This is a genomic window from Catenuloplanes niger (assembly GCF_031458255.1).
Lineage (GTDB): Bacteria > Actinomycetota > Actinomycetes > Mycobacteriales > Micromonosporaceae > Catenuloplanes > Catenuloplanes niger.
Window position 1 is genome coordinate 1386438 of sequence record NZ_JAVDYC010000001.1, and the last position, 20934, is coordinate 1407371.

General features: G+C 74.3%; 22 protein-coding genes. 13 read left to right on the top strand and 9 right to left on the bottom strand.

Annotated elements, in window-relative coordinates; all coding sequences use genetic code 11:
* Positions 1-82: 82 nt before the first annotated feature.
* On the top strand, positions 83-1006 hold the full coding sequence (locus tag J2S44_RS06025; RefSeq protein WP_310409703.1) for an ATP-binding cassette domain-containing protein: 924 nt from the start codon (positions 83-85) through the stop codon (positions 1004-1006).
* Positions 999-1754 (top strand): ABC transporter ATP-binding protein, encoded by a 756-nt coding sequence (locus J2S44_RS06030; RefSeq protein ID WP_310409705.1) that lies wholly within the window; start codon positions 999-1001, stop codon positions 1752-1754. The genes J2S44_RS06025 and J2S44_RS06030 overlap by 8 nt, the downstream gene beginning before the upstream one ends.
* An 89-nt stretch (positions 1755-1843) precedes the next feature.
* Here J2S44_RS06030 and J2S44_RS06035 read toward each other — a convergent pair whose 3' ends face one another.
* Together J2S44_RS06035 and J2S44_RS06040 are read right to left on the bottom strand one after the other, a co-directional pair.
* Positions 1844-3235 carry a hypothetical protein gene (locus J2S44_RS06035; protein WP_310409707.1) on the bottom strand — a complete coding sequence of 464 codons (1392 nt, stop codon included), beginning with the start codon at positions 3233-3235 and terminating at the stop codon, positions 1844-1846.
* Positions 3232-3570, bottom strand: a complete 339-nt coding sequence (locus tag J2S44_RS06040) for a PadR family transcriptional regulator (protein ID WP_310409708.1) — start codon at positions 3568-3570, stop codon at positions 3232-3234. The genes J2S44_RS06035 and J2S44_RS06040 overlap by 4 nt, the downstream gene beginning before the upstream one ends.
* 110 nt (positions 3571-3680) lie before the next feature.
* On the opposite strand from J2S44_RS06040, the gene J2S44_RS06045 reads away from it, so the two are divergent.
* The 6 genes from J2S44_RS06045 to J2S44_RS06070 all read left to right on the top strand — a co-directional run bounded on the left by J2S44_RS06045 (position 3681) and on the right by J2S44_RS06070 (position 9525).
* Positions 3681-4589: a phosphatase PAP2 family protein gene (locus J2S44_RS06045; protein WP_310409710.1), complete on the top strand. Its 909-nt coding sequence runs from the start codon at positions 3681-3683 to the stop codon at positions 4587-4589.
* Between the two features lie 137 nt (positions 4590-4726).
* Positions 4727-5707, top strand: a complete 981-nt coding sequence (locus tag J2S44_RS06050) for an efflux RND transporter periplasmic adaptor subunit (RefSeq protein WP_310409712.1) — start codon at positions 4727-4729, stop codon at positions 5705-5707.
* Positions 5704-6393: an ABC transporter ATP-binding protein gene (locus tag J2S44_RS06055; RefSeq protein WP_310409714.1), complete on the top strand. Its 690-nt coding sequence runs from the start codon at positions 5704-5706 to the stop codon at positions 6391-6393. The genes J2S44_RS06050 and J2S44_RS06055 overlap by 4 nt, the downstream gene beginning before the upstream one ends.
* The gene (locus tag J2S44_RS06060; RefSeq protein ID WP_310409716.1) at positions 6390-7658 is read left to right on the top strand and encodes an ABC transporter permease; all 1269 of its coding nucleotides are present in this window, start codon (positions 6390-6392) and stop codon (positions 7656-7658) included. Before J2S44_RS06055 ends, J2S44_RS06060 begins: the two co-directional genes overlap by 4 nt.
* Positions 7659-7968: 310 nt before the next feature.
* A complete protein-coding gene (locus tag J2S44_RS06065) occupies positions 7969-8532 on the top strand; it encodes an NADPH-dependent FMN reductase (RefSeq protein ID WP_310409717.1) in 564 nt (187 codons plus the stop codon).
* An 81-nt stretch (positions 8533-8613) separates the two neighbouring features.
* Entirely contained in the window at positions 8614-9525 is a 912-nt protein-coding gene (locus J2S44_RS06070) for an RNA polymerase sigma factor (protein WP_310409719.1), read from the top strand.
* 171 nt (positions 9526-9696) lie between these two features.
* Here the strand turns inward: J2S44_RS06070 and J2S44_RS06075 are convergent, their stop codons facing one another.
* Positions 9697-10068 carry a tautomerase family protein gene (locus J2S44_RS06075; RefSeq protein ID WP_310409720.1) on the bottom strand — a complete coding sequence of 124 codons (372 nt, stop codon included), beginning with the start codon at positions 10066-10068 and terminating at the stop codon, positions 9697-9699.
* A 67-nt stretch (positions 10069-10135) separates the two neighbouring features.
* Between J2S44_RS06075 and J2S44_RS06080 the strand changes: the two genes are divergently transcribed.
* Complete coding sequence (locus J2S44_RS06080; RefSeq protein WP_310409722.1) at positions 10136-10570, top strand: MarR family transcriptional regulator; 435 nt, start codon at positions 10136-10138, stop codon at positions 10568-10570.
* Between the two features lie 234 nt (positions 10571-10804).
* On the top strand, positions 10805-13816 hold the full coding sequence (locus J2S44_RS06085; RefSeq protein WP_310409724.1) for an AfsR/SARP family transcriptional regulator: 3012 nt from the start codon (positions 10805-10807) through the stop codon (positions 13814-13816).
* Here J2S44_RS06085 and J2S44_RS06090 read toward each other — a convergent pair.
* Positions 13776-14189, bottom strand: coding sequence for a helix-turn-helix domain-containing protein (locus J2S44_RS06090; RefSeq protein WP_310409725.1), 414 nt, complete (start codon positions 14187-14189; stop codon positions 13776-13778). The two genes, J2S44_RS06085 and J2S44_RS06090, sit on opposite strands and share 41 nt — an antisense overlap.
* Positions 14190-14242: 53 nt before the next feature.
* Between J2S44_RS06090 and J2S44_RS06095 the strand changes: the two genes are divergently transcribed.
* Positions 14243-15028 (top strand): class I SAM-dependent methyltransferase, encoded by a 786-nt coding sequence (locus J2S44_RS06095; RefSeq protein ID WP_310409726.1) that lies wholly within the window; start codon positions 14243-14245, stop codon positions 15026-15028.
* Between the two features lie 296 nt (positions 15029-15324).
* On the opposite strand, the gene J2S44_RS06100 is transcribed toward J2S44_RS06095, so the two are convergent.
* Positions 15325-16062: an SDR family oxidoreductase gene (locus J2S44_RS06100; protein ID WP_310409727.1), complete on the bottom strand. Its 738-nt coding sequence runs from the start codon at positions 16060-16062 to the stop codon at positions 15325-15327.
* A gap of 89 nt (positions 16063-16151) precedes the next feature.
* On the opposite strand from J2S44_RS06100, the gene J2S44_RS06105 reads away from it, so the two are divergent.
* A complete protein-coding gene (locus J2S44_RS06105) occupies positions 16152-16700 on the top strand; it encodes a TetR/AcrR family transcriptional regulator (protein ID WP_310409729.1) in 549 nt (182 codons plus the stop codon).
* A 77-nt stretch (positions 16701-16777) separates the two neighbouring features.
* On the opposite strand, the gene J2S44_RS06110 is transcribed toward J2S44_RS06105, so the two are convergent.
* From J2S44_RS06110 to J2S44_RS06125, 4 genes are read right to left on the bottom strand one after another with little or no spacing between them, the layout of a single operon-like run.
* Positions 16778-17623, bottom strand: a complete 846-nt coding sequence (locus J2S44_RS06110) for an ABC transporter permease subunit (RefSeq protein WP_310409730.1) — start codon at positions 17621-17623, stop codon at positions 16778-16780.
* The gene (locus J2S44_RS06115; RefSeq protein WP_310409733.1) at positions 17620-18495 is read right to left on the bottom strand and encodes an ABC transporter ATP-binding protein; all 876 of its coding nucleotides are present in this window, start codon (positions 18493-18495) and stop codon (positions 17620-17622) included. The genes J2S44_RS06110 and J2S44_RS06115 overlap by 4 nt, the downstream gene beginning before the upstream one ends.
* A gap of 5 nt (positions 18496-18500) precedes the next feature.
* A complete protein-coding gene (locus J2S44_RS06120) occupies positions 18501-19541 on the bottom strand; it encodes a hypothetical protein (RefSeq protein WP_310409734.1) in 1041 nt (346 codons plus the stop codon).
* Positions 19525-20013: a sigma-70 family RNA polymerase sigma factor gene (locus J2S44_RS06125; RefSeq protein ID WP_310409736.1), complete on the bottom strand. Its 489-nt coding sequence runs from the start codon at positions 20011-20013 to the stop codon at positions 19525-19527. Before J2S44_RS06125 ends, J2S44_RS06120 begins: the two co-directional genes overlap by 17 nt.
* Before the next feature lie 191 nt (positions 20014-20204).
* On the opposite strand from J2S44_RS06125, the gene J2S44_RS06130 reads away from it, so the two are divergent.
* Positions 20205-20927: a lysophospholipid acyltransferase family protein gene (locus tag J2S44_RS06130; RefSeq protein ID WP_310409738.1), complete on the top strand. Its 723-nt coding sequence runs from the start codon at positions 20205-20207 to the stop codon at positions 20925-20927.
* The last annotated feature ends 7 nt before the right edge of the window (positions 20928-20934 follow it).

A 20934-nucleotide genomic window follows, 5' to 3' on the forward strand; every position in this document is an offset into this window, starting at 1 on the left:
GCACGCCAGCCGCCGGCCCGCACCGGCCGGTCCCGTCCTCCACCCCTAAGCACTCCCGCCGCCTCGGCCGCCGGAGGTCGCGATGACCGCGGTGCTGTCCGTCGCCGGCCTGACCGTGCGCAGCGGTGGCCGCACACTCGTCCACGACGTGTCGTTCGAGGTCGCGCCGGGCGCCCGGGCCGGACTGATCGGCGAGTCGGGCTCCGGCAAGTCGCTGACCGCGCTCGCCGTCACCGGTCTGCTCCCGCCCGGCCTGACCGCCACCGGCTCCGCGGTCCTCGACGGCACGGTCGACATGGTGGGCGCGCCGGAGCGGCAGCGGATCCGGGCCCGTGGCGGCGTCGCGGCCGTGGTGTTCCAGGAGCCGTTGACCGCGCTGGACCCGCTGATGCGGGTCGGGAGGCAGATCGCGGAACCGCTGCGGCGCTGGCGGCGACTGCGCGGCCCGGCGCTCGACACGGCCGTCACCGCGGCGCTCGACGAGGTACGGCTGCCCGCGGGCGCGGCCCGGTCGTTCCCGCACGAGCTGTCCGGCGGGCAACGGCAGCGGGTGGCGATCGCGATGGCGCTGGCCTGCCGGCCCCGGCTGCTGATCGCGGACGAGCCGACCACCGCGCTGGACGTGACCGTGCAGGCCGAGATCCTCGACCTGCTCGACGGGCTGGTCCGCGACCGCGGCATGGCACTGCTGTTCATCACGCACGATCTGCCGGTCGCGGCCCGGATCGCCGACCGGCTGCTGGTCATGCGCGACGGCCGGGTGGTCGAGTCCGGCCCGGCCGCGTCGGTGATCGGCGCGCCGTCCCACGAGTACACCCGCACGCTGGTCGCCGGCGCGCGCCGCTTCGACGCGGCCCTCGACCTCCCGCTGCCGCCGGGCAACAGCGCCACGCCGGGCAACAGCGCCACGCCGGGCAGCGGCACCACGCCGGGCAGCGGCACCACGCCGGGCGTCGTCTTCGATGACGGGGTGCGGAAGAGCAGTGACGGGAACGCGCATGACTGAGCCGATCATCGAGGCCGCGTCCGTCGGTTTCGCCTACCGGGCCGGGGTTCCGGCGCTGACCGACGTGTCGCTCGCCGTCCACGGTGGACGCGGTGTCGCGCTGGTCGGCGAGTCCGGGGCGGGTAAGACCACGCTGCTGCGGCTGCTGCTGGGCCTGGCCCGGCCGACCACCGGGGAGATCCGGTTCGACGGGGCACCGCTGCACCGGGGGCGGCTGCGGGACTACCGGCGCGGCGTGCAGACCGTGTTCCAGGACCCGTACTCGTCGCTCGACCCGCGGCAGCGCGTGGACCGGATCGTGGCGGAGCCGCTCCGCGGGCTGGGCGTGGCCACCGGCCGGGCCGAGATCGGCGCCCGGGTCGCGGAGGCGCTCGACTCGGTCGGGCTACCCGCCGACGCCGCGACCCGGTACCCGCACGAGTTCTCCGGCGGGCAACGGCAGCGGATCGCGATCGCCCGTGCCATCGTCTGTCACCCACGCGTGCTGCTGGCCGACGAGCCGGTCAGCGCGCTCGACCTGACCACCCGCGTGAAGATCATCGACCTGCTGGCCGAGCTGCGGGCCACCCGCGACCTGACGCTGCTGCTGGTCTCGCACGACCTCGGCGTGGTGGCCACGCTCTGCGCGCACACCGCCGTGCTGGAGCGCGGCCGGATCGTCGAGCAGGGCAACACCGCGGCCGTGCTCGGCGCACCGTCCCATCCGTACACCCGGAGATTGCTGAGCAGCGTGCCCCGCCTGCCCTGACGCCGCGCGGCGACCGGAGCCGGCAACGCGCCGCACGCGAGCCACGGAGTCCGCGGGCGAGCCGCGTCGCCGCCCCGAACGACGAGGCGTCAACCCGCCCGGATCGCGACCACGCCGGGTTCGTCTCCGGCCTGGTGCCGGAGCCGGTCGACCATGCCGGGGACGGTCCAGGTGACGTCGAACCACGGTGTCGTCACCGGGCAGCCGACGGACAGCGTGGTGGGGCCGTCGCGGGTCTCGGTGCCGTGCCATTCGGCGAGGCCGCCGGCCCGGCCGATCGCGGCCTGGATCAGGTTGCGCTGGTCCTCGGTGGCGGCCGGGTCGACGTAGACGCGTGCCGTCGTGCCGTCCCGGGCCGCGGCGACGGCCGGCTGGTCCGGGACGCCGTCCGGGTCGCACGGGCCGATCGCGCCGGCAGCCCACCCGGCACCGGCGGCGACCAGGACCGTCGCCGCGCCCGCCAGCCAGCGGCGGGGGTGCCGCGCGACGAGGGCGACCGGGAACGGGAACGGGCGCTGCGCCGCGGCGATCAGCAGCGCGCCCAGGGTCAGGAAGATCAGCGCGTACGTCGGGCCGGCCGCGAAGTCGTACACCAGCGGTTGCCAGAACGGGATCACCGGCGGGTAGCCCGGTTCCGGGCCGTGCCACCAGATCCGCACCGCCTCCCAGCCGAACAGCAGCACCAGTGGCAGCGGCAGCACCCAGATCATCGCGAGCAGCCCGATCGGGCTGTCGCCGTGCTCGGTGCGCCGGCTGACCCAGCCGAACACCAGGAACGCGACCACCGCACCGGCCGGCGCTCCGGGCAGCGCGGCCCACCGCATCCACTCGGGCGCGGCCCGGCTCAGTGAGTAGGCGACGTGCCCGTCCGAGTCGTAGGCGGGCAGGTCCGGCCAGTAGCGGGCGGAGAACTCCAGCACCAGGCCGTCGCGTTCGGCCCAGAATCCGGGCTCGGCCGGCACGCCGGGGATGACGACGAGATCGTGGACGGTCCAGCCGGCCGCGGTGAGCCGTGCGCGGGCGCCCGCGGTGTAGCCGGCCACGTCGCGGGTGGCGTCGGTGTGCTCGGCGAGGTACGTCACGTAGCCGTGGATCGGCCCGCCCTCGGCGTCCGGCGCGGGCACGAAGTCCGGCACGTCACCGCCGCCGTAGACGTGCAGGCCCGGGAAGACGACGTCGTTGAGCGCGGCGGCCCGGTCACCGCTCGGCAGCGGTGGCACGGCCGCCCACGCCACCCGGGTCGAGGCCACGCCGCCGACGAACGCGCCGAGGACCATGACCAGCAACGCGAGCGGTACGACCAGCGGGTTCTTCGGCCGCCCGAGCCGCGCCCGGGCACCGTGCCACAGGATGTCGGCGGTCTCCCGGGCGCTCAGCCGCTCGCCGGACTCGGCGAGCGTGTCGAGCAGTTCCGCGCGGCGCGGACCGGGCGGGAAAGCCAGCGCGGCGAGCCGGTGCCCCGGCCGTGACGGCGGCGTCACCAGGCGATCCGGTGCGCGTGGCCGAGCCGGCGGCGCGCCGCGAGCTGCGCGGTGGCGGCCTCGGCGGCGCGGCGCAGGCGCTCGCTCTCCGCCTCGAGCGCGGCCTCGCCGTCACCGGTGAGCCGGTAGTAGCGCCGGTTGCGGCCGCCGACCGTCTCCTCGCGGTCGACCGCGATCAGCCCGTCGGCGGCGAGCCGGTCCAGCGCGCCGTAGAGCGTGCCGGCCAGCAGCCGGACCCTGCCGTCGGAGAGTCGCTGCACCTCGCGGATGACGCCGTAACCGTGCCGGGGCGCGTCGGCGAGCGCGGAGAGGATCCACAGCGAGGCTTCGTGCATGCGGCCCAATATAAAGACGCTCTGACTATCAACGCAAGAAGATATTCAGACTCTCTGACTATGACGCGGCCGCCCCGCCGTCACGCGGACCGACGAGGCAGGATGGAGCGATGAGCGGAACCACGATCATCAGCGTCGCCCTGGCGCTCCTGACGGTGCTGGTCGCGTTCGGCGCGGTCGCCGCCGGCCGCCCGGCCGCCCGGCGGCTGCGCGACGTCGAACGCGGCCGGACCGCACTCGACTGGGTCGTCACCCGCGTCCCGCCGAGTCTGCTGGTGGTGACGGCCGCACTGCTGCTGGTCGCGACGCTGCTCAACGTGTTCCTGGAGATCATGGACGCGGTGCTGGAGGGCGACGACCTGACCGTGATCGACCGCCCGGCCGTGGCCTGGGTCGCGGAGCAGCGCGAGGCCTGGCGGGACACGCTGGTGATCAGCCTGACCGACATCGGCGGCAAGGTGGGGCTCACGCTGCTGCTGGCCGCGGCCGCGATCACGGTGGCGGTCCGGCTGCGCGCGGTGCGCCCCGCGCTGATCGCGGCGCTCGCCGGTGGCGGCGGCGCGATGCTGGTCACCGGCATCAAGGCGCTGATCGCCCGGGACCGCCCCGATCCGCTGCTGCGCGCGGTCGTGGAGGACGGCTTCTCGTTCCCGTCCGGGCACGCGACCACGTCCCTGGTCGTGCTCGGCGCGGTCGCCTGGCTGGTCTCCATGGCCACCGCGTCGCACACGGTCCGCGCGACCGCGTGGGTGGCCGCCGTGCTCCTTTCCGGCGGGATCGGACTGTCCCGTGTCTACCTCGGCGTGCACTACCCCACGGACGTGCTGGCCGGCTGGATCCTCGGCGCCGCCTGGCTGGCCACGGTCGCGCTCGCGGACCGGCTCCCCGCGCTGCGGTGGCGGCTCGACGGCCCGGCGCCACTCGCCCGGTACCCGCGCACGGTGCTGATCGGCACCGTGGTGCTCGGCTTCGCGCTGATCCTGGCCGCGGTCTGGTTCATGGCGTCCGTCGAGGACTGACCACAACGGAGCGTGACGGGTACGCGGGGCACTCCCCCGCGTACCCCACCGGATTGCCTTGTTCTTGTAGGGTCTGCCCGGCCGGTACATCGATGAGACCCGGCTACCGTTCGATCACTTTCAGTGATGGAGGACATGTGGGTAGACGCTGGCTGCCGATCCTGGGGGCGCTCACGCTCCTCGCGGGATGCTCGCTCCCCGCCGACGACGAGGCCGAGACACCGACGCTGGAGGCACCGGGCACAGTGCTCACCACGGTGACCCCGACCCGCCAGGACCTCAGCAACACCATCAGCCTGACCGGCAAGGTCACCATCGATCCGGTGTTCGGCATCACCGCACCGGTCGACGGCGAGATCCGCTACCTCGACCGGCAACCCGCGACCGAGCCGGCCACCACCGACCTGTGGGTGGCCAGCGTCTGGAAGGACGGCGAACCCCACGAGGTCAACATCCCGGCCGGGTCGATCCTGGCCGGCCGGCTGCTCGCCGACGGCGCGCGGGTGACCACCGGCATGCCGGTCGTCTCCGCCACCCACGCCGGGTACGGCATCGTCGCGGACATCACCACCGAGCACGCCTACCGGCTCGCCGCGAACGTCGGCACCGTCAAGGCGCAGATCAAGAACGGTCCCGGACCGTTCGACTGCAAGCCGCTCGGCGCCATCTCCGCGCTGCCGGCCGGCACCATCCCCGAGGCGCCCGCACCCGACCCCACCGGCACCACGCCGCCGGAGCAGCAACCGCCGGGGCAGAGCGGCTCCGAAGCCACCGGGCTCCGGCTCGTCTGCACCGCGGCCAAGGACGTCAAGCTGATCAACGGGGTCGACGTCACGCTCGAGATGGTCACCGGCAAGGCCACCAACGTGCTCGTCCTGCCGGTCGAGGCGGTCGCCGGCAGTCAGGGCAAGGGCAAGGTCGACATCGTCGACGGCGAGCAGCAGCGCCGTACCGTCGACGTGACCCTGGGGTTGACCGACGGCAAGGTCATCGAGATCAAGTCCGGGTTGAAGGGCGACGAGAAGATCGCGATCCCCGGCCCGAACCTGCCCGACGCCGAAGCGCCCGCCCAGGACCCGGCCAGCGGCGGCGTGGTGCTCCCCGGGCCGGTCGGATGAGCGCGCTGATCGAACTGGCCGGCGTCACCAAGACCCTCAAGGGCCAGCAGCAGAAACGCACCATCCTGCACGGCGTCGACCTGCGCGTCGACGCCGGCGAGAGCCTCGCCATCGTCGGCCGGTCCGGCTCCGGCAAGAGCACGCTGCTCAGCATCGTCGGCCTGTTCGACCGGCCGGACGAGGGCAGCTACCTGCTCGACGGCCGCGAGATCAACCGGCTGCCGGAGCGCAGGGCCGCGAAGCTGCGCAGCTCCCACTTCGGCTTCGTCTTCCAGCGCTTCTTCCTGCTCAAACACCTCACCGCGGCGCAGAACGTGGCGATGGCGCTGGTCAACGGCCAGGGCTGGCTCCCCCGCCGGGAACGCCGCCGCCGCGTCCTCGGCGCGCTCGACCAGGTCGGCATCGCCCACCTGGCCAAGAACCGGCCGGCCAAGATGTCCGGCGGCGAACAGCAGCGCGTCGCGATCGCCCGCGCCCTCGTCCGCGAACCCCGCATCCTGCTCGCCGACGAACCCACCGGCGCGCTCGACACCGAGACCGGCACCGCCGTCATCGACACGCTGCTCGGCGCCACCCGGCGCGGCTGCGCGCTGATCCTGGTCACCCACGACCGCGACCACGCGGCCCGGATGAGCCGCATCTGCGACCTCACCGACGGGGTCCTGGCCGAACGGGTCCGCGCGTGAGGCGGCTCTCCGGGCGCAACCGATCCGCACTGATCATCGGCATGCAGGGCATCCGCGCCCGCAAACTCCGCACGCTGCTGTCCATGGTCAGCCTCTTCCTCGGCATCCTCGCGGTCGTCGCGGTCCAGGCCGGGGCCAGCATCGCCGAACGCGCGCTGCTCTCCGACATCGAACTGACCAGCGGGTACGACGGCACCCGCGTCGCCGACCTGTACGGCGGCCCGGCCGGCACCGTCGACGTCGTCGCCGACACCGTCGCCGGCCGCGCCGACGCGGTCGCGCTCGTCCAGGTCCAGGCCACCATCGGCGAATCCGGCGTCAGCCCGATCCAGACCGGACCGAGCGGCACGTACCAGGACGCGATCACCGAGGGACCGGCCGACTTCTGCAACCAGACCGGCCCCGAACAGGTCTGCCCGCCGATCGGGCGGGCCATCTCGATGCAGCTCAACGCGCTCACCGGCGACGTGCGGTCGTTCCGGCCGTTCCGCCACGTCAGCGGCGACTGGCTGAGCTTCGACACGGTGCCGTCGCTGTCGCCGCGGATCGTGCTCAACAAGCAGGCGGCGGAGGGCTTCCAGCTCTACCCGGTGCCGGCGGCGCTGCGCATCGACGGCGGCACCGGCGACAGCGTCACGCCGCAGTTCGTCGGCGTGGTCGACGACGGCACGGGATGGCCGCAGGCGTACGTCCGGATGGACGAACTGACCGAGTGGACGTCCACGGAGAACGCGGGCATCCAGGTGCTGCTGGCCGGGCAGACGCCGGTGGAACAGGTGCTGTCGTCGAAGCTGCGGGCCAAGGGGATGGAGTTCGCACCGTACGAGGTGCAGTCGCGTAAGGACTTCCAGGAACAGATCGGGCTGATGCGGCTGCTGTTCCTCGGCCTGTCCGCCTTCGTGCTGCTGATCGGCGTCGCGGGCGTCCTCAACGTGGGACTGGCGACGGTCGGTGAACGCGTGGAGGAGTTCGCGCTGCGCCGCGCGGTGGGGACACCACGGTCGCTGCTGGCCGGGATCGTGCTCGCGGAGACGCTGCTGACCGGGTTGCTCACGGCGGCCGCGGCGATCGGGTTCGCGGCGGGGGCGCTGGAGGTGGCCTCCGGGGTCATCGGCGGGTCCGACCCGTTCCTGGCGGAGCTGCAGTTCCCGTGGGAGGCGGCGGTGGCCGGGATCGTCGCGGGGCTGGTCGCGGGCGTGCTGGGCGGGTTCGTACCGGCGTTGCGGGCGGCGCGGATTCCCATCTCCACCGTGATGCGGGCCTGAGTCTCCGATCACGGTGCCTGTCGCGTGGGGGCGGGTGGGCGGCACTCCGGGCCGTCAGTCTTGATCTCGTCATGCGGCCCACCCGCCCCCACACCCCGGCCTCGGTGACATCTCCGGGGCCGGTGCATGCATGACGCACCGTGGCTCACCACCCGTAGCGCATCCTAGGAGGCTGGGCTGAACGATGTGGTTAACGTCTCGAGGGGCGCGCATTAGTTGATACGGCAACCTTCTGGATGCACGATCGTCGTCGTCGTCGAGTACAGGCCGGCGACCGCGTAGTGCCGCTCAAGGAAGACGGAAGACGAACATGACGAAGATCGGGATCATCCTCGGCAGCACCCGGCCGGGGCGCAACGGTGAGGCCGTGGCGAAGTGGGTTCTGGAGCTGGCGCGCAAGCACGGCGGGGCGGAGTTCGAGCTGGTGGACCTGCTCGACTACGAGCTGCCGCACCTGGACGAGCCGGTCCCGCCGTCGATGGGGCAGTACACGCAGGAGCACACCAAGCGCTGGAGCGCGAAGGTCGCGGAGTTCGACGGCTACGTGTTCGTGACGCCGGAGTACAACCACGCGCCGTCGGGCGTGCTGAAGAACGCGATCGACTACGTCTACAACGAGTGGAACAACAAGGCGGCGGGCTTCGTCTCGTACGGCGCGTCGGCCGGCGGCGCCCGGGCGGTCGAGCACCTGCGCCTGGTGATGGGTGAGCTGCAGGTCGCGGACGTGCGGGCGCAGGTGTCGCTGTCGTTCGCCACGGACTTCACGAACTGGACCGAGTTCACGCCGGGACCGCAGCAGGAGCCGGCCCTCAACACGATGCTCGACCAGCTCATCGCGTGGTCGACGGCGCTGGCCACGGTCCGCGCCGCCTGACGGGACGCCGAGGGCTTCCCGGAGGCGGGAAGCCCTCGGCGGGTACCGTGGACGGGCTTTCCGGGGAGGGGGCGGTGCACGGTGATCGGAACGGACGCGGAGGTCGTCCGGGCGGCGCAGGACGGTGACACGGCGGCGTTCGCGGTGCTGGCGGGCCGCCACCTGGCCGGGATGCGGGCGACCGCGATCGCGCTGCTCGGCTACGGCGCCGACGCCGAGGACGCGGTGCAGGACGCGCTGCTGACCGGGCTGGACCGGCTGGGTCAGCTGCGCGACCCGGACGCGGCGGGCAGCTGGCTGAACGCGATCGTGCGGAACAACGCGCGCCTGCGGCTGCGCGCCGCGACGCGGACCGTACCGGTCGCGGACCCGGAGCCGCTGCTGCCGGCGGGCGCGGCGGGACGGCCGGACGACGCGCTGGAGCGGGCCGGGCGACGCGACTGGGTACGGCACGCGGTGGACGCGCTGCCGGAACAGATCCGCGAGACGGTGCTGCTGCGGTACTTCACGGACTTCTCGTCGTACCGGCAGATCGCGGAGGTGTGCGGCGTCCCGGTCGGCACGGTGCGCAGCCGGCTGCGGGACGGCCGGCGGGCGCTGACGTCGATGCTGCTGGCCACGGCCGAGTCCTATCCGGAGCGCGAGCCGGAGAACGTGTGGGAGGACGCGGCGGGCGCGATCGCGGCGGGGTCGCGCGGCGACTACGCGGCGATGCTGGCCGGCATCTTCCACCGGGACGCGCGGCTGACGCTGGAGGGCCGGCCGATCGGCGGGCCGGGGGCGCTGATCGGGATGATGGACTTCACCTACGGCGCCGGCGTCCGGACCCGGCTGCGCGAGGCGACGGCCGGCCGCGACCTGCTGATCTGGGAGACCGACTTCGTCAATCCGCCGGACGATCCGGAGCACTGCCCGCCCGGCATGGTGTGGGTGCACTCGGTGCGCGACGGCCGCACCCGGCACCTGAAGATGGCCTACGCCCGCGCCGCCTGAACGCGGTCCGGCAAGCCGGCACCGGCCCACGAAGGCGGCACCGGCCCGCAAAGGTGCACCGGCCCGCGACGGGCCACGCGTCGCCGGCCGCGAGCCGGTGAGCCCGTGGACCACCGCCGGGATCGGGTGAGTGCGGGCGGATCGGGTGCTCCGATCCGTACCGTTGATGGCTTATCGGAGTTTTCCGCCGGTGGCGGATCGGCCCTCGCGGGTGCCGGTGAACTCGATGGTGACGCCGTCCCGGACGTGGTCGCCGAGGACCCCGGCGATCGCGTCGGTGACGCCGGTGGCCAGCGCGGCGATCATGTCGGGACGTGCGAACGCGCCCTCTCGGACGCCGAACGTGACGGCCGGCGCGGGCGCCGGCGCGGGCACGCCACCGATCCCCCAGCGGCCGGGCGGCACGCCGTGGAGCCGCACCACCGCGACGTCGCGCGCCCAGGCGCCGTAGACCTCGGCGACCGCGTCGGTCAGCCGGGCGATGAGCGCGGCCTCCCGGCCGGCCAGGTCGGGCTCGTGCACGTCCACGCTGAGATGGGGCATTACAGTCCTCCCGTTGCCGCACCGAGCAAAATAGATTTGCAAACAAAGGTATTGGGAGGACCGTCCCATGTCAACGGACGACGAGGTGCGCGCGCTGCTGCTGGTGATGCCGCGGATCGTCGGGCGGATCAAGCGCATCCCGGTGCCGCCGGCGCTCAGCTCGCTGGACCTGGCGCCACGGCACCTGTCGCTGCTGTCGTTGCTGCTGCTGGACGGGCCGCAGACGGTCTCCGAACTGGCCGCGTCGCTGGGTGTCGCGCCGACCACGGTGAGCCTGATCATCGGCGACCTGAGCCGGAAGGGCGTGCTGGTCCGGCGCGAGGACGAGGCCGATCGACGCCGGCGCATCGTCGACATCGCACCGGAGAGCCGGCCGGCGATCAGCGCGTGGCTGGCCCGCGGCGGCGAGGCGTGGCGGACCGCGCTGGCGCCGCTCACCGCGGAGCAGCGGCGGATCGTGGTCGAGACGATGCTGCGCTACGAGGCCGCGGTCGGCGACTGACCGGCGCGGCAGGGAACCGGCCCCGAGCACCCGGCCGCGATCGTCGAGCGCGGCCGTGACCTGGCACACCGGCGCGCGTATAGCGTTCGTATAAGCGCCGTGACCGACGATCGGGGGACAGCCGATTCGGTGCGACACGGGGCGTACCCGCATCGGTTGGCCGGATGACGCGCGCTGCCCCGGGCATGGATCCGGGCAGCGTGCCGTCCCGCCCACCGCTATAGGCTGGACTCGATGTCAGCCTCGCACGTGCGATTCCGGATCCTGGGCGGCGTGGAGCTCTGGCTCGACGACGCACCCGCCGCGCTGCCGCGTCCCCGGCACCGCGCGGTCCTCGGCTGCCTGCTGCTCAACGCGAACCGGGTGGTCACGGTGTCCGCGCTGACCGAGGCGCTGTGGGGCGGCGCCGCGCCGGCCACCGCCCGCAGCCAGTTGCAGGCCGACATCTCCGCGATCCGGCGGGCCGGCCGTGGCGCGATCGAGCTGACCACGCGCGCGGCCGGGTATCTGCTGCACGCCCGCGAGGACCAGGCCGACCACCTGCGGTTCGCCGCGCTGACCGCGCGGGCCCGGGGCACCGCGGCCACCGAACGGGTGCCGCTGCTGCGCGAGGCGCTCGCGCTCTGGCACGGCCCCGCGCTCGCGGACGCGGCCGGCGCCTACGTGGCCGCGGCCCGGCTGCAGCTCGGCGAGGAGCGGCTCACCGCCTGCGAGGACCTCTACGAGGCGGAACTGGAGCTGGGCCGGCATCGGGATATCGTGCCGGACCTGGCCCGCGCGGCCCGCGACGAACCGACCCGGGAGCGGCTCTGGGTCACGCTGATGCTGGCGCTGCACCGCTGCGGCCGCCGGGCCGACGCGCTCGCGGCCGGCCGGGAGCTGCGCCGCTTCCTCGCCGACGAGCACGGGCTCGAACCCGGCCCGGCGTTCCAGGAGACGGAACGCCTGATCCTGCGCTCCGAGGACGACGGCGCGGTCGCCGACCCGGTCCGGCCCGCGCTGCTGCCGCCGGACATCGTGGACTTCACCGGCCGCGACGACGAGATCGCGCGGCTCGGCGCCGCGCTCGCCCCGATCGGGCAACCGCTGCCGGTGGTCACGATCACCGGGATGGGCGGCGTCGGCAAGACCACGCTCGCGGTGCACGCGGCGCACCGGGCGGCCGCCGACTACCCGGGCGGCCAGCTCTACGCGACGCTGCGCGGCACCGAGGCGCGACCGGTCGAGCCGGGCGACGTGCTGGCCCGGTTCCTGCGCGCGCTCGGCGTGGACGAGCGCGCGATCCCGATCGACCTGACCGAGCGCGCGGACGCGTACCGGTCCCGGCTGGCCGGCCGCCGGGTGCTGGTGCTGCTCGACGACGCCGCGGACGAGGCCCAGATCCGCCCGCTGCTGCCCGGCGACGGCTCCTGCGTCGCGCTGGTCACCAGCCGGTCGAGCCTGGACGGGCTGGCCGGTGCGCGCCGCGTCCAGCTGGGTGTGTTCTCCGACGACGAGGCCGCGTCGCTGCTCGGCCGCGTCGCCGCACCGCAGCGGGTGGCGCGCGAACCGGCGGAGAGCGCCACCATCCTGCGGCTGTGCGGCCGGCTGCCGCTGGCCGTGCGGATCGCCGGTGCGCGGTTGCGGTCCCGGCCCGCGTGGCCGATGTCCCGGCTGGCCACCGCGCTGCAGAACGAGCAGCGGCGCCTGGACCACCTGGTCGCCGGCGACCTCGCGGTGCGCACGTCGATCGCGTCCAGCTACCGGGCGATCGGTGCGGCCGGGCAGCTGCTCGCCCGCCGGCTGAGCCTGTTCACGGTGCCGGACTTCCCGTCCTGGCTGGCGCCGGCCGTGGCCGGCGTGCCCGCGGCGGAGGCGGAGGACCTGCTGGAACGGCTGGTCGACGCGCACCTGCTGCTGGACGCCGGCACCGACGCCACCGGCACCGGGCGCTACCGCTTCCACGACCTGGTCCGGCTCTACCTGCGCGAACGCGCCCAGGACGAAGAGCCGTCCGCGGGTACGGACGTGCTGCGCGCCGGCTTCGGCGCCTACCTCGGCCTGGCCCGCCGGATGGCCACGCTCATCCCCGGGCCGTGTTACGCCGCCATCCACGGCACGTTCCCGGACGTACCCGTGGACGGTCTCGATTCCGTCGACCCGATCGAGTGGTTCGCGGCCGAACGGCTCGCGCTGCTGGCCGTGGTCCGGCACGCCTGCGACGCCGGCGAGATCGAGGCCGCGTTCGACCTGGCCGGCTGCATGGAGAAGTACTTCGACATCCGCGGCATCTACATCGACTGGCGCTCGACCAGCGACTACGTGCTCGCGGCCTGCCGGGCGGCCGGGCACCGCCTCGGCGAGGCGGTGATGCTGCGCGGCCTCACCGAGCTCGCGGCCTGGCACGAGGTCGACCACCCCGGCGGCGCCATGGACCGCATGCTCGCCGACGCGGAGCAGACCGCGGAGCTGTTCGCCTCCGTCGGCCACGGTCCCGGCCTGTCCGACGCGGCCGTGATGAAGGCGTGGGCGCTCGCGGCCAAGGGCACCTACGGCGAGGCCGCGGACGCGGCGGACCTGGCGATCCGGCTCGCCGAGGAGCACGACCACCTCGGCGGGCAGGCCCGCGCGCACGTGGCCGCCGCGGTCGTGCACGGCGAGTCGCTCGACCTCCCGGTCGCGGAGAACCACCTCACCGTGGCGCTGCGGGTGGCCCGCGAGGTCGGCAACCAGCGGTACGTCGCGACCGTGCTGCAGTTCATCGGCGTGCTCAACACCCGCGCCGGGCGCACCGACGTGGCCGTCGTCGCGCTCGACGAGTCGCTGCGCGTGCTGCGCACGTACCAGGACCGGTACGCCGAGGTGCTGACGTTGCTCACGCTGGCCCGCGCGCACCTGCCCGGCCCGGCCGCCCGCGGTTACGCCACCGAGGCGCTGACCATCGCGCGGGAGTACAACCTGCCGCACCACACCGCGGACGCGCTCGGCGTGCTCGGCGCGGTCGAACTCGCGGACGGCAACCACCGCCGCGCCGTCGACCACCTGTCCGCGTCCGTCCGGCTGTGGCGGCAGCGCGGCTGGGGCACGTTCCTCGCGGACGCGCTCCGCACGCTCGGCGACGCGCAGGCCCCGATCGACCAGCAGGCCGCGCTCCGTGCCTGGCGGGAGGCGCGGGACATCTACGCCGGCCTGGGTCACGCCCCGCGCGTCGCGGAACTGAACGCGCTCATCGCGAAGCAGGTCGCGGCCGCATCGCCCTCGTCATGATCCGCCGGAACGTCGGGCAGTCCAGGTGCCGCGGCGCCGGGCAGGCGGCCGCGTGCCGGAGACCGTCGCGCAGCACGGTCAGCCGGCGGATCGTCCGGTCGAGGTCGTCCGCGCGCGTGCTGAGCAACGCCCGGTCGATGGCCGGCTCGCCGTCCGGGCCGAACATGCCGGCGATCTCGTCCAGCGTGAAGCCCGCGTCCCGGCCGACCGCGACCAGCGCGAGCCGTTCCAGCACGTCTGCCGCGAACTGCCGGCGCAGGCCCTTCCGCCCGGACGACGCGATCAGGCCCCGCTCCTCGTAGTAGCGCAGGGCCGAGACGGACAGGCCGGACCGCGCGGCGACCTCGGCGATGTCGAGCGTGCTTGACCTCAAGTCCGCCTGAGGTGACACGGTGGGCGCTCCGCTCTGGTCAAGGGGGTCTCATCATGCAGTGGAACGGTCACTCCGGCGATGCCTGGACGCAGGCGCAGGACCTGCTCGACGCGCTCTTCCGCCCGCTGGAGAATCTACTCGTGGCGCCGCTCACCGGCGGTGCCGTGCTGGACGTCGGCTGCGGCACCGGCGGTACGACGGACGCGGCCGCCCGCCGGCTCGGGCACTGCACCGGCATCGACGTCTCGGCCCGGATGATCGCCGCGGCCCGGGCGCGCGGCGGCCCCGCCACCTACCTGCTCGCGGACGCGCAGGAACATCCGTTCCCGGCCGGGCACTACGACGTGATCATGTCCCGGTTCGGCGTGATGTTCTTCGACGATCCGGTACGCGCGTTCGCGAACCTGCACCGTGCGGCCCGGCCCGGCGCCGCGCTGCGCTGCGTCGTCTGGCGCTCCGCGGCCGAGAACCCGTTCATGACCACCGCCGAGCGGGCCGCCGCTCCCCTGCTGCCCGGCCTGCCGGTCCGCCGCCCCGACGGGCCCGGCCAGTTCGCCTTCGCCGACCCGGCCGTCGTCACGCCGATCCTCCGGGAGGCCGGCTGGGCGGGCATCGACCTCGCCGCCGTCGACGTCGAGTGCGTGATGCCGGCGACCGAGCTGACCGGCTACTTCACCCGGCTCGGCCCGGTCGGCCTGACGCTCGCCGGCGCGGACGACGCGACCCGCGCCGCCGTCGTCGAGGCGGTCCGCCCCGCGTTCGACCCGTTCGTCCACGGCGACCAGGTCCGCTTCACCGCCGCCTGCTGGCTCCTGACCGCCCACCGCGACCCGTCCTGACGGCACCCACTCGCCCCTGCGGCACTCCCGCCCGCCCCTGCGACGGCTGCCGCGTGGCCCTGCGGCTGCCGCGCGTGCCCTGCGGCGGTCTCGCGCGGCCCTGCGACGACGACTGCCGCGTGACCCTGCGGCTTGCCGCGCGTGTCCTGCGGCGGTCTCGCGCGGCCCCGTGGCGGTCCCCTGGTTGGCCCTGCGGTGGTTCCGCCCGGTTCGAAGGGCTCCCCCGCCGGCACCGTGGATCCGGCACGGCCCGGCGGGTGCCGGCCCGTCGGGGCGGTCGGGTGGGTGGCGCCGGATCAGTCCTGCGCGGTGGGGCGGACCACGATGTCGCCCACGTCGACGGAGGCGGGCTGCGCGATCGCGAACGCGATGGCCTCGGCGATCGCGGACGGCGGGATCGCGACGCGGTCGACCGTGACGGCCAGATCGGTGCGGACCCGCTCGTCGGAGATGCCGTCGATGAAGCCGGTACGGATCATGCCGGGCGAGACCACGGTGACCCGCAGGTGCTCGCCGGCCTCCTGGCGCAGCCCCTCGGAGACCGTGCGCACCGCGTTCTTCGTGGCCGCGTAGACGGCCATCGTCGGGCTGATCCGCAGGCCCGCGGTGGAGACCACGTTGACGACGTGCCCGCTCTCCTGCTCGCGGAAGACCGGTAGCGCGGCCGCGATGCCGTACAGCACGCCGCGCAGGTTGACGTCGATCATCGCGTCCCACTCGTCCACGCGCAGCGCGTCCATCGGCGAGACCGGGCCGATGCCGGCGTTGTTGACCAGCACGTCGAGCCGGCCGAACCGGTCGCGGGCCAGCGCGACCAGCGCGGTCAGGTCGTCGCGGCGGGTCACGTCGGTGGCCGCGAACGCGGCCTGGCCGCCCGCCTCGGTGATCCGGGCCGCGAGCCGCTCGATCCGGTCGGTGCGGCGGGCGCCGAGCACCACGCGCGCGCCCCGCTCGGCCAGCAGCACCGCGGTCGCCTCACCGATACCGGCGGACGCGCCGGTCACCGCGATCACCTTGCCGTCGATTCCGGACATGATGCACCCCTTAGAATTGGTACCGGACAACTGTCCGCCAACGCTTCGAACGTTAGCGGACAACTGTCCGCTTAGCCAAGGGAGACGGTATGACGCGACGCACGGACGCCGAACAGAACCGGGCGCGCCTGCTGGCCGTCGCGCGCGAGGAGCTCACCGGCTCGGCCGACGTGAGCCTGCACTCGATCGCGAAGAAGGCCGGCGTCGGACAGGGCACGCTCTACCGGCACTTCCCCACCCGGGAGGCGCTGCTGATGGCGGTCTACCGGCAGGACGTCGCGGACGTGGTCGACGCGGCCGGCACGCTGCTGGCCGCGCACGAGCCCCGGCAGGCGCTGCGGCTCTGGCTCGGCCGGCTCGGCGCGTTCGGCCGGATCAAGCACAGCTTCGCGGCCGTGCTGCACGCGGCCACCCGCGCCGACCTGGCCGCCGAGCACTACCGGCCGATCACCGGCGCGATCGACCGGCTGCTCGCCGCCGGCCGGGACGCCGGCGACGTCCGCCCCGACGTGGACGCCGAGGACCTGCTGCTGCTGGTCAGCTTCCTCTGGCACGGCGACGCCCAGGACCCGGAGTGGGAACAACGCTCCCAGCACATGCTGGAGGTCGTCCTCGACGGCCTGCGCCCGTCACGATGAGCCCGGCACCCGCGACCGGCCGCTCCGGGCATGCGGGCCGGGCCGCGCCGGAGCGGGAAGATCTGGCGTGGCGGGCGCTACAGGTCGCGTCGCTGGAACGCGACCGCCGCCAGCGACAGGGTCAGCAGCACCCAGGTGCCGGCCCACGCCAGGTAGCCGGGGGTGAGCGAGGCGGAGCTGAGAAACGGATGTCCCTCGAACGCCTCGCTGAAGCTGGTCAGCAGCGACGGGTCCTGGAACGCGTTCATCGCGCCGCGCCACAGTCCGTCCGTCGGCAGCAGGGCCTGGGAGACCGTGCCGATGCGGCGGACGCTGTCGTTGCCGAGGGCGGCGCCGAGGCCGCCGATGACGCCGGCGATCCAGGTGGCGCCGAAGAGGCCGACCGCGACGATGCCGGAGGCCATCGGGGAGATGACCGTGGAGAGCAGCAGGCCGAGCGTGAGCAGCGTGACGGCCTGCGCGGCGAGCAGGGCCAGGCCGGTGACCGGGGACGGCGGCCAGTAGCCGGTGGTGACCAGCACGATGAGCAGTTGCGCGGTGCCGGCGACCGCGACGAAACCGGTGCCGAACCCGACCAGCCCGAGCCACTTCCCGAGGAGCACGGACGCGCGGTGGACGGGGCGGGTCAGCACGGCGAGCGCGATGCCGCTCTCGGTCTCGCCGGCCAGCGTCGGGCCGGCCATGAACGCGGTGCCGAGCGCGGCGATCAGGCTCAGGCCGAACATCACCAGGTTGAGCACGAGCGCGGCGGCGAACCGGGATTCGCCGCTGGTCAGGTCGCCGCCGAACTCGGCGTCGATGCGGGCGAAGCCCCAGGCGCTCAGCGACAGCAGCAGCACGGTCAGCACGGCCAGCGAGCGGAGCACGCGGCGGCGCGCGGCCTCACGGAGCGTCAGCGCGGCGACGGTGAGCACGGTGGTCATCGGGTTCCTCGCAGGATGGTGAGCAGTCGGTCCTCCAGGCTGATCCGGCCGGGCTCGACCGCGTGCACGCGCACACCCAGACCCACGAGATCAGCGATCAGCGCCGGTACGTCGTCCGGCAGCACGATCGTCCACCGGTCGCCGTCCCGCGCGGTGACGTCGCCGAGCCGGGCCGCGGCCGCGTCGCCGACGCCGTCCAGGTGCAGGCGCAGCTCCCGGCCGCCGAGCAGTTCGGGCAGCGTGCCGGACGCGGCGACCCGGCCCCGGTCGAGGATCACGACCCGGTCGCAGACGCGTTCGACCTCGCCGATCAGGTGCGAGTTGAGCAGCACGGCCACGCCCCGTTCGCGGAGCGCGAGCAGCAGGTCGCGGACGTCGGCGCGGCCGATCGGGTCGAGCGCGCTGGTCGGCTCGTCCAGCACCACCAGTTCGGGCCGGGCGACGAGCGCGACGGCCAGGCCGAGGCGCTGCTGCATGCCCTTGGAGAAGCCGCCGACCCGGTCGCCGGCCCGGTCCGCGAGCCCGACCGCGCCGAGCACGTCCGGGTCGGCGGGCGTCCCGGCCAGGCGCGCGTGCAGCCGCAGCACCTCGGACGCGGTCAGCCACGGCTGGTACCGGAACAGCTCGGGCAGGTAGCCGACCCGGGCCCGGGAGCGCGGCTCCCGGGACGGGCGGCCGAGCAGCATCGTCTCGCCCGCGTCCGGGCGGACCAGGCCGAGCAGCATCTTGATCACCGTGGTCTTGCCGGCGCCGTTCGGGCCGAGCAGGCCGAGCACCTCACCGCGGCCGACGGTGAACGACACGCCGTCCACCGCGACCCGCTTCCGGTAGCGTTTGCGCAGCCCGTCCGCCCACACCGCGGGGCTCTCCACCGACGTCACCGCAGGTCTCGCGCCACGGTCAGCACCTCGTCCGCGGACAGCGAGCCGGCCACGGCCGTGACCACGCCGTCGCGCACCCACACCACGGCCGCCAGCACGCCGTCCCGGGAAGTGATCACGGTGGCCGGGGTGCCGTTCACGTCCGCGGGCGCGCTGGTCAGCTTCTCGTCCACGACGTGCAGCGGGAGCGTCGTACCGTCGCCGGTGAAGCTCCGCAGCCGGGACGCCACGTCCGCGGGCAGGCCGGACAGCGAGAGCAGGTGGTCGCGCACGGTCGCGAAGTCGGCGCCCGAGTCGGAGTACGCGGCCGGCGCCACGGCCCGGCCGACGATGAGCGCGGGCACGCCGCGATCCTCCGCCCAGACCGCCGCGACGCCGGGGCCGGCGGTCAGCCGGAAGCGGGCACCGTCGAGTTCGGGCGCGCCCGCCCGGTCGCCGTCCAGCGTGAAGATCACCGTTGCCCGGTCGCCGGCCTGGTAGACCGGGTCGCCGGTGACGCCGCGGGGCAGCGCCGGCACCTCCGGCACGGCGAGGCCGCTCGCCGCGCGGGCCGCCGCCGCGTCCGGCACCTCGCGGACGTGCGGTTCCTCGGCGACCTCGACCTCGCCGTACGCGGAGAGGTCCGGCAGCGCGAGCAGGTCCGCCTGGCTGATCGTGATCGGTGCGATCTCCTCGGTGTGGAAGACGCGCAGCCAGTCGGTGGCGACCGCGGCGGTCGCGCCGGTGAGCAGCGCGACCGCGGCCGCGACCGCGACCATCGGCCCGCGCCACCGGGGCGTGCTCCGCCGGCTCACCCGGACCGCCTCCGCGGCGGTCATCGGCGCGGCGAACGCGGCCGACAACCGCCGCCAGCCCGCGTCGACGTCCGGCGCCGCCTCGGTGTGCAGCGCCGCGCCGATCAGCGCGGCCTCCGTCCGTACCGTGGAAAGGTTCTCCTGGCACTCGGGACAGGACGCGACGTGGGCGCGGTCCGGGTCGGTGATCGCGGACGGCTCGTCGGCGAGCCGGCGCAGTGTGCCCTCAGCGGGATGACGCATGACGGATCAACTCCTCGCGCAGTGCGGATTCGGCGCGGCGGACCGTGGTGCCGACGCTGCCGGGTGAGAGGTCGAGGGCCGCCGCGATCTCGGCGTAGCTGAGCCCGCTGTGCCGCAGCACCAGCGCGACCGCCTGCTTGCGCGGCAGCCGGCCCAGCGCCTGCCGGACCCGCCGCCGCTCCTCCCGGGTGACCACGGCGTCCGCGACGTCCGGTACCGGCTCCGGCACGGCCTCGCCGGTTTCCCGGGCCACGCGCCGGCGGCCGGACCGCAGGTGGTTCAGCGCGGTGTGCGCCGCCGCGACGCAGAGCCATCCGATCGCCTCGCCGGCCGGCACCGCCGACCGCCCGAACGACAGGAACACCTCCTGCGCCACGTCCTCCGCCTCGTCCCGGCCGCCCAGCACGCGGGCCGCGACGGACACGACCCTCGGGTAGGCGTCCCGGAAGATGTCCTCCAGGTCGGCCCTCACAATGTCCTCCACACCTTCGAAGCACCGCCGCCCGGTCGTCTGTGACAGGGCCTCTACGCTGCGGTTTCGCCCTCGCAGGCTAGGTGGCGGAGGCGGTCCGGGCGGCGCGTTGCGCGGGATCCGACCGAGACCTTCACACACCGCGCACAACTGCGTGGAGGGCCGCCGGCGCGTACCGCTAGATTCGCGGGATGCTTCGGGTCCTCTCGTACGTGTACTGGGCGGTCATCGTCCTGACCTGCCCGGTCTTCTTCGTCGGCGCGCTGCTGATCTGGGCGGTGACCCTGCCGTTCGACCGGCGCAAGGTGGCGCTGCACCTGTACTCGTCCGCGTGGGCCGTCTTCTACGTGCGGCTGAACCCGCTGTGGCGGCTGCGCACGACCGGCCGGGAACTGCTGCCGTGGAAGGGCGCCGCGGTGCTGGTCGCGAACCACGCCTCGCTGATCGACATCCTGGTGCTGTTCGACCTGTTCCGGCCGTTCAAGTGGGTCTCCAAGGCGGAGATCTTCAAGGTCCCGTTCGTCGGCTGGAACATGCACCTCAACGGCTACGTCCCGCTGGTCCGCGGCAGCGGCGAGTCGGTCCGGAAGATGATGGCCCGCTGCGGCGAGTTGCTCAGCCGGGGCATCCCGGTGCTGCTGTTCCCGGAGGGGCGGCGCACCGACGACGGCCGGCTGCAGAAGTTCAAGGACGGCGCGTTCGAGCTCGCGGTCCGCCACGGCGTGCCGGTCCACCCGATCGCGGTGCACGGCACCGGGCGGGCACTGCCCAAGCACGGCCTGGTCCTCCGCGACCACGTCGACGCGCGCGTCGAGGTGCTGCCCGCGCTGCACCCGTCCGACTTCGCCGACGCCCGCGCCCTCCGCGACGCGGCCCAGCAGACCATCGAGGCAGCCCTCGCCGCGGCGCGGTAGGCGGCCG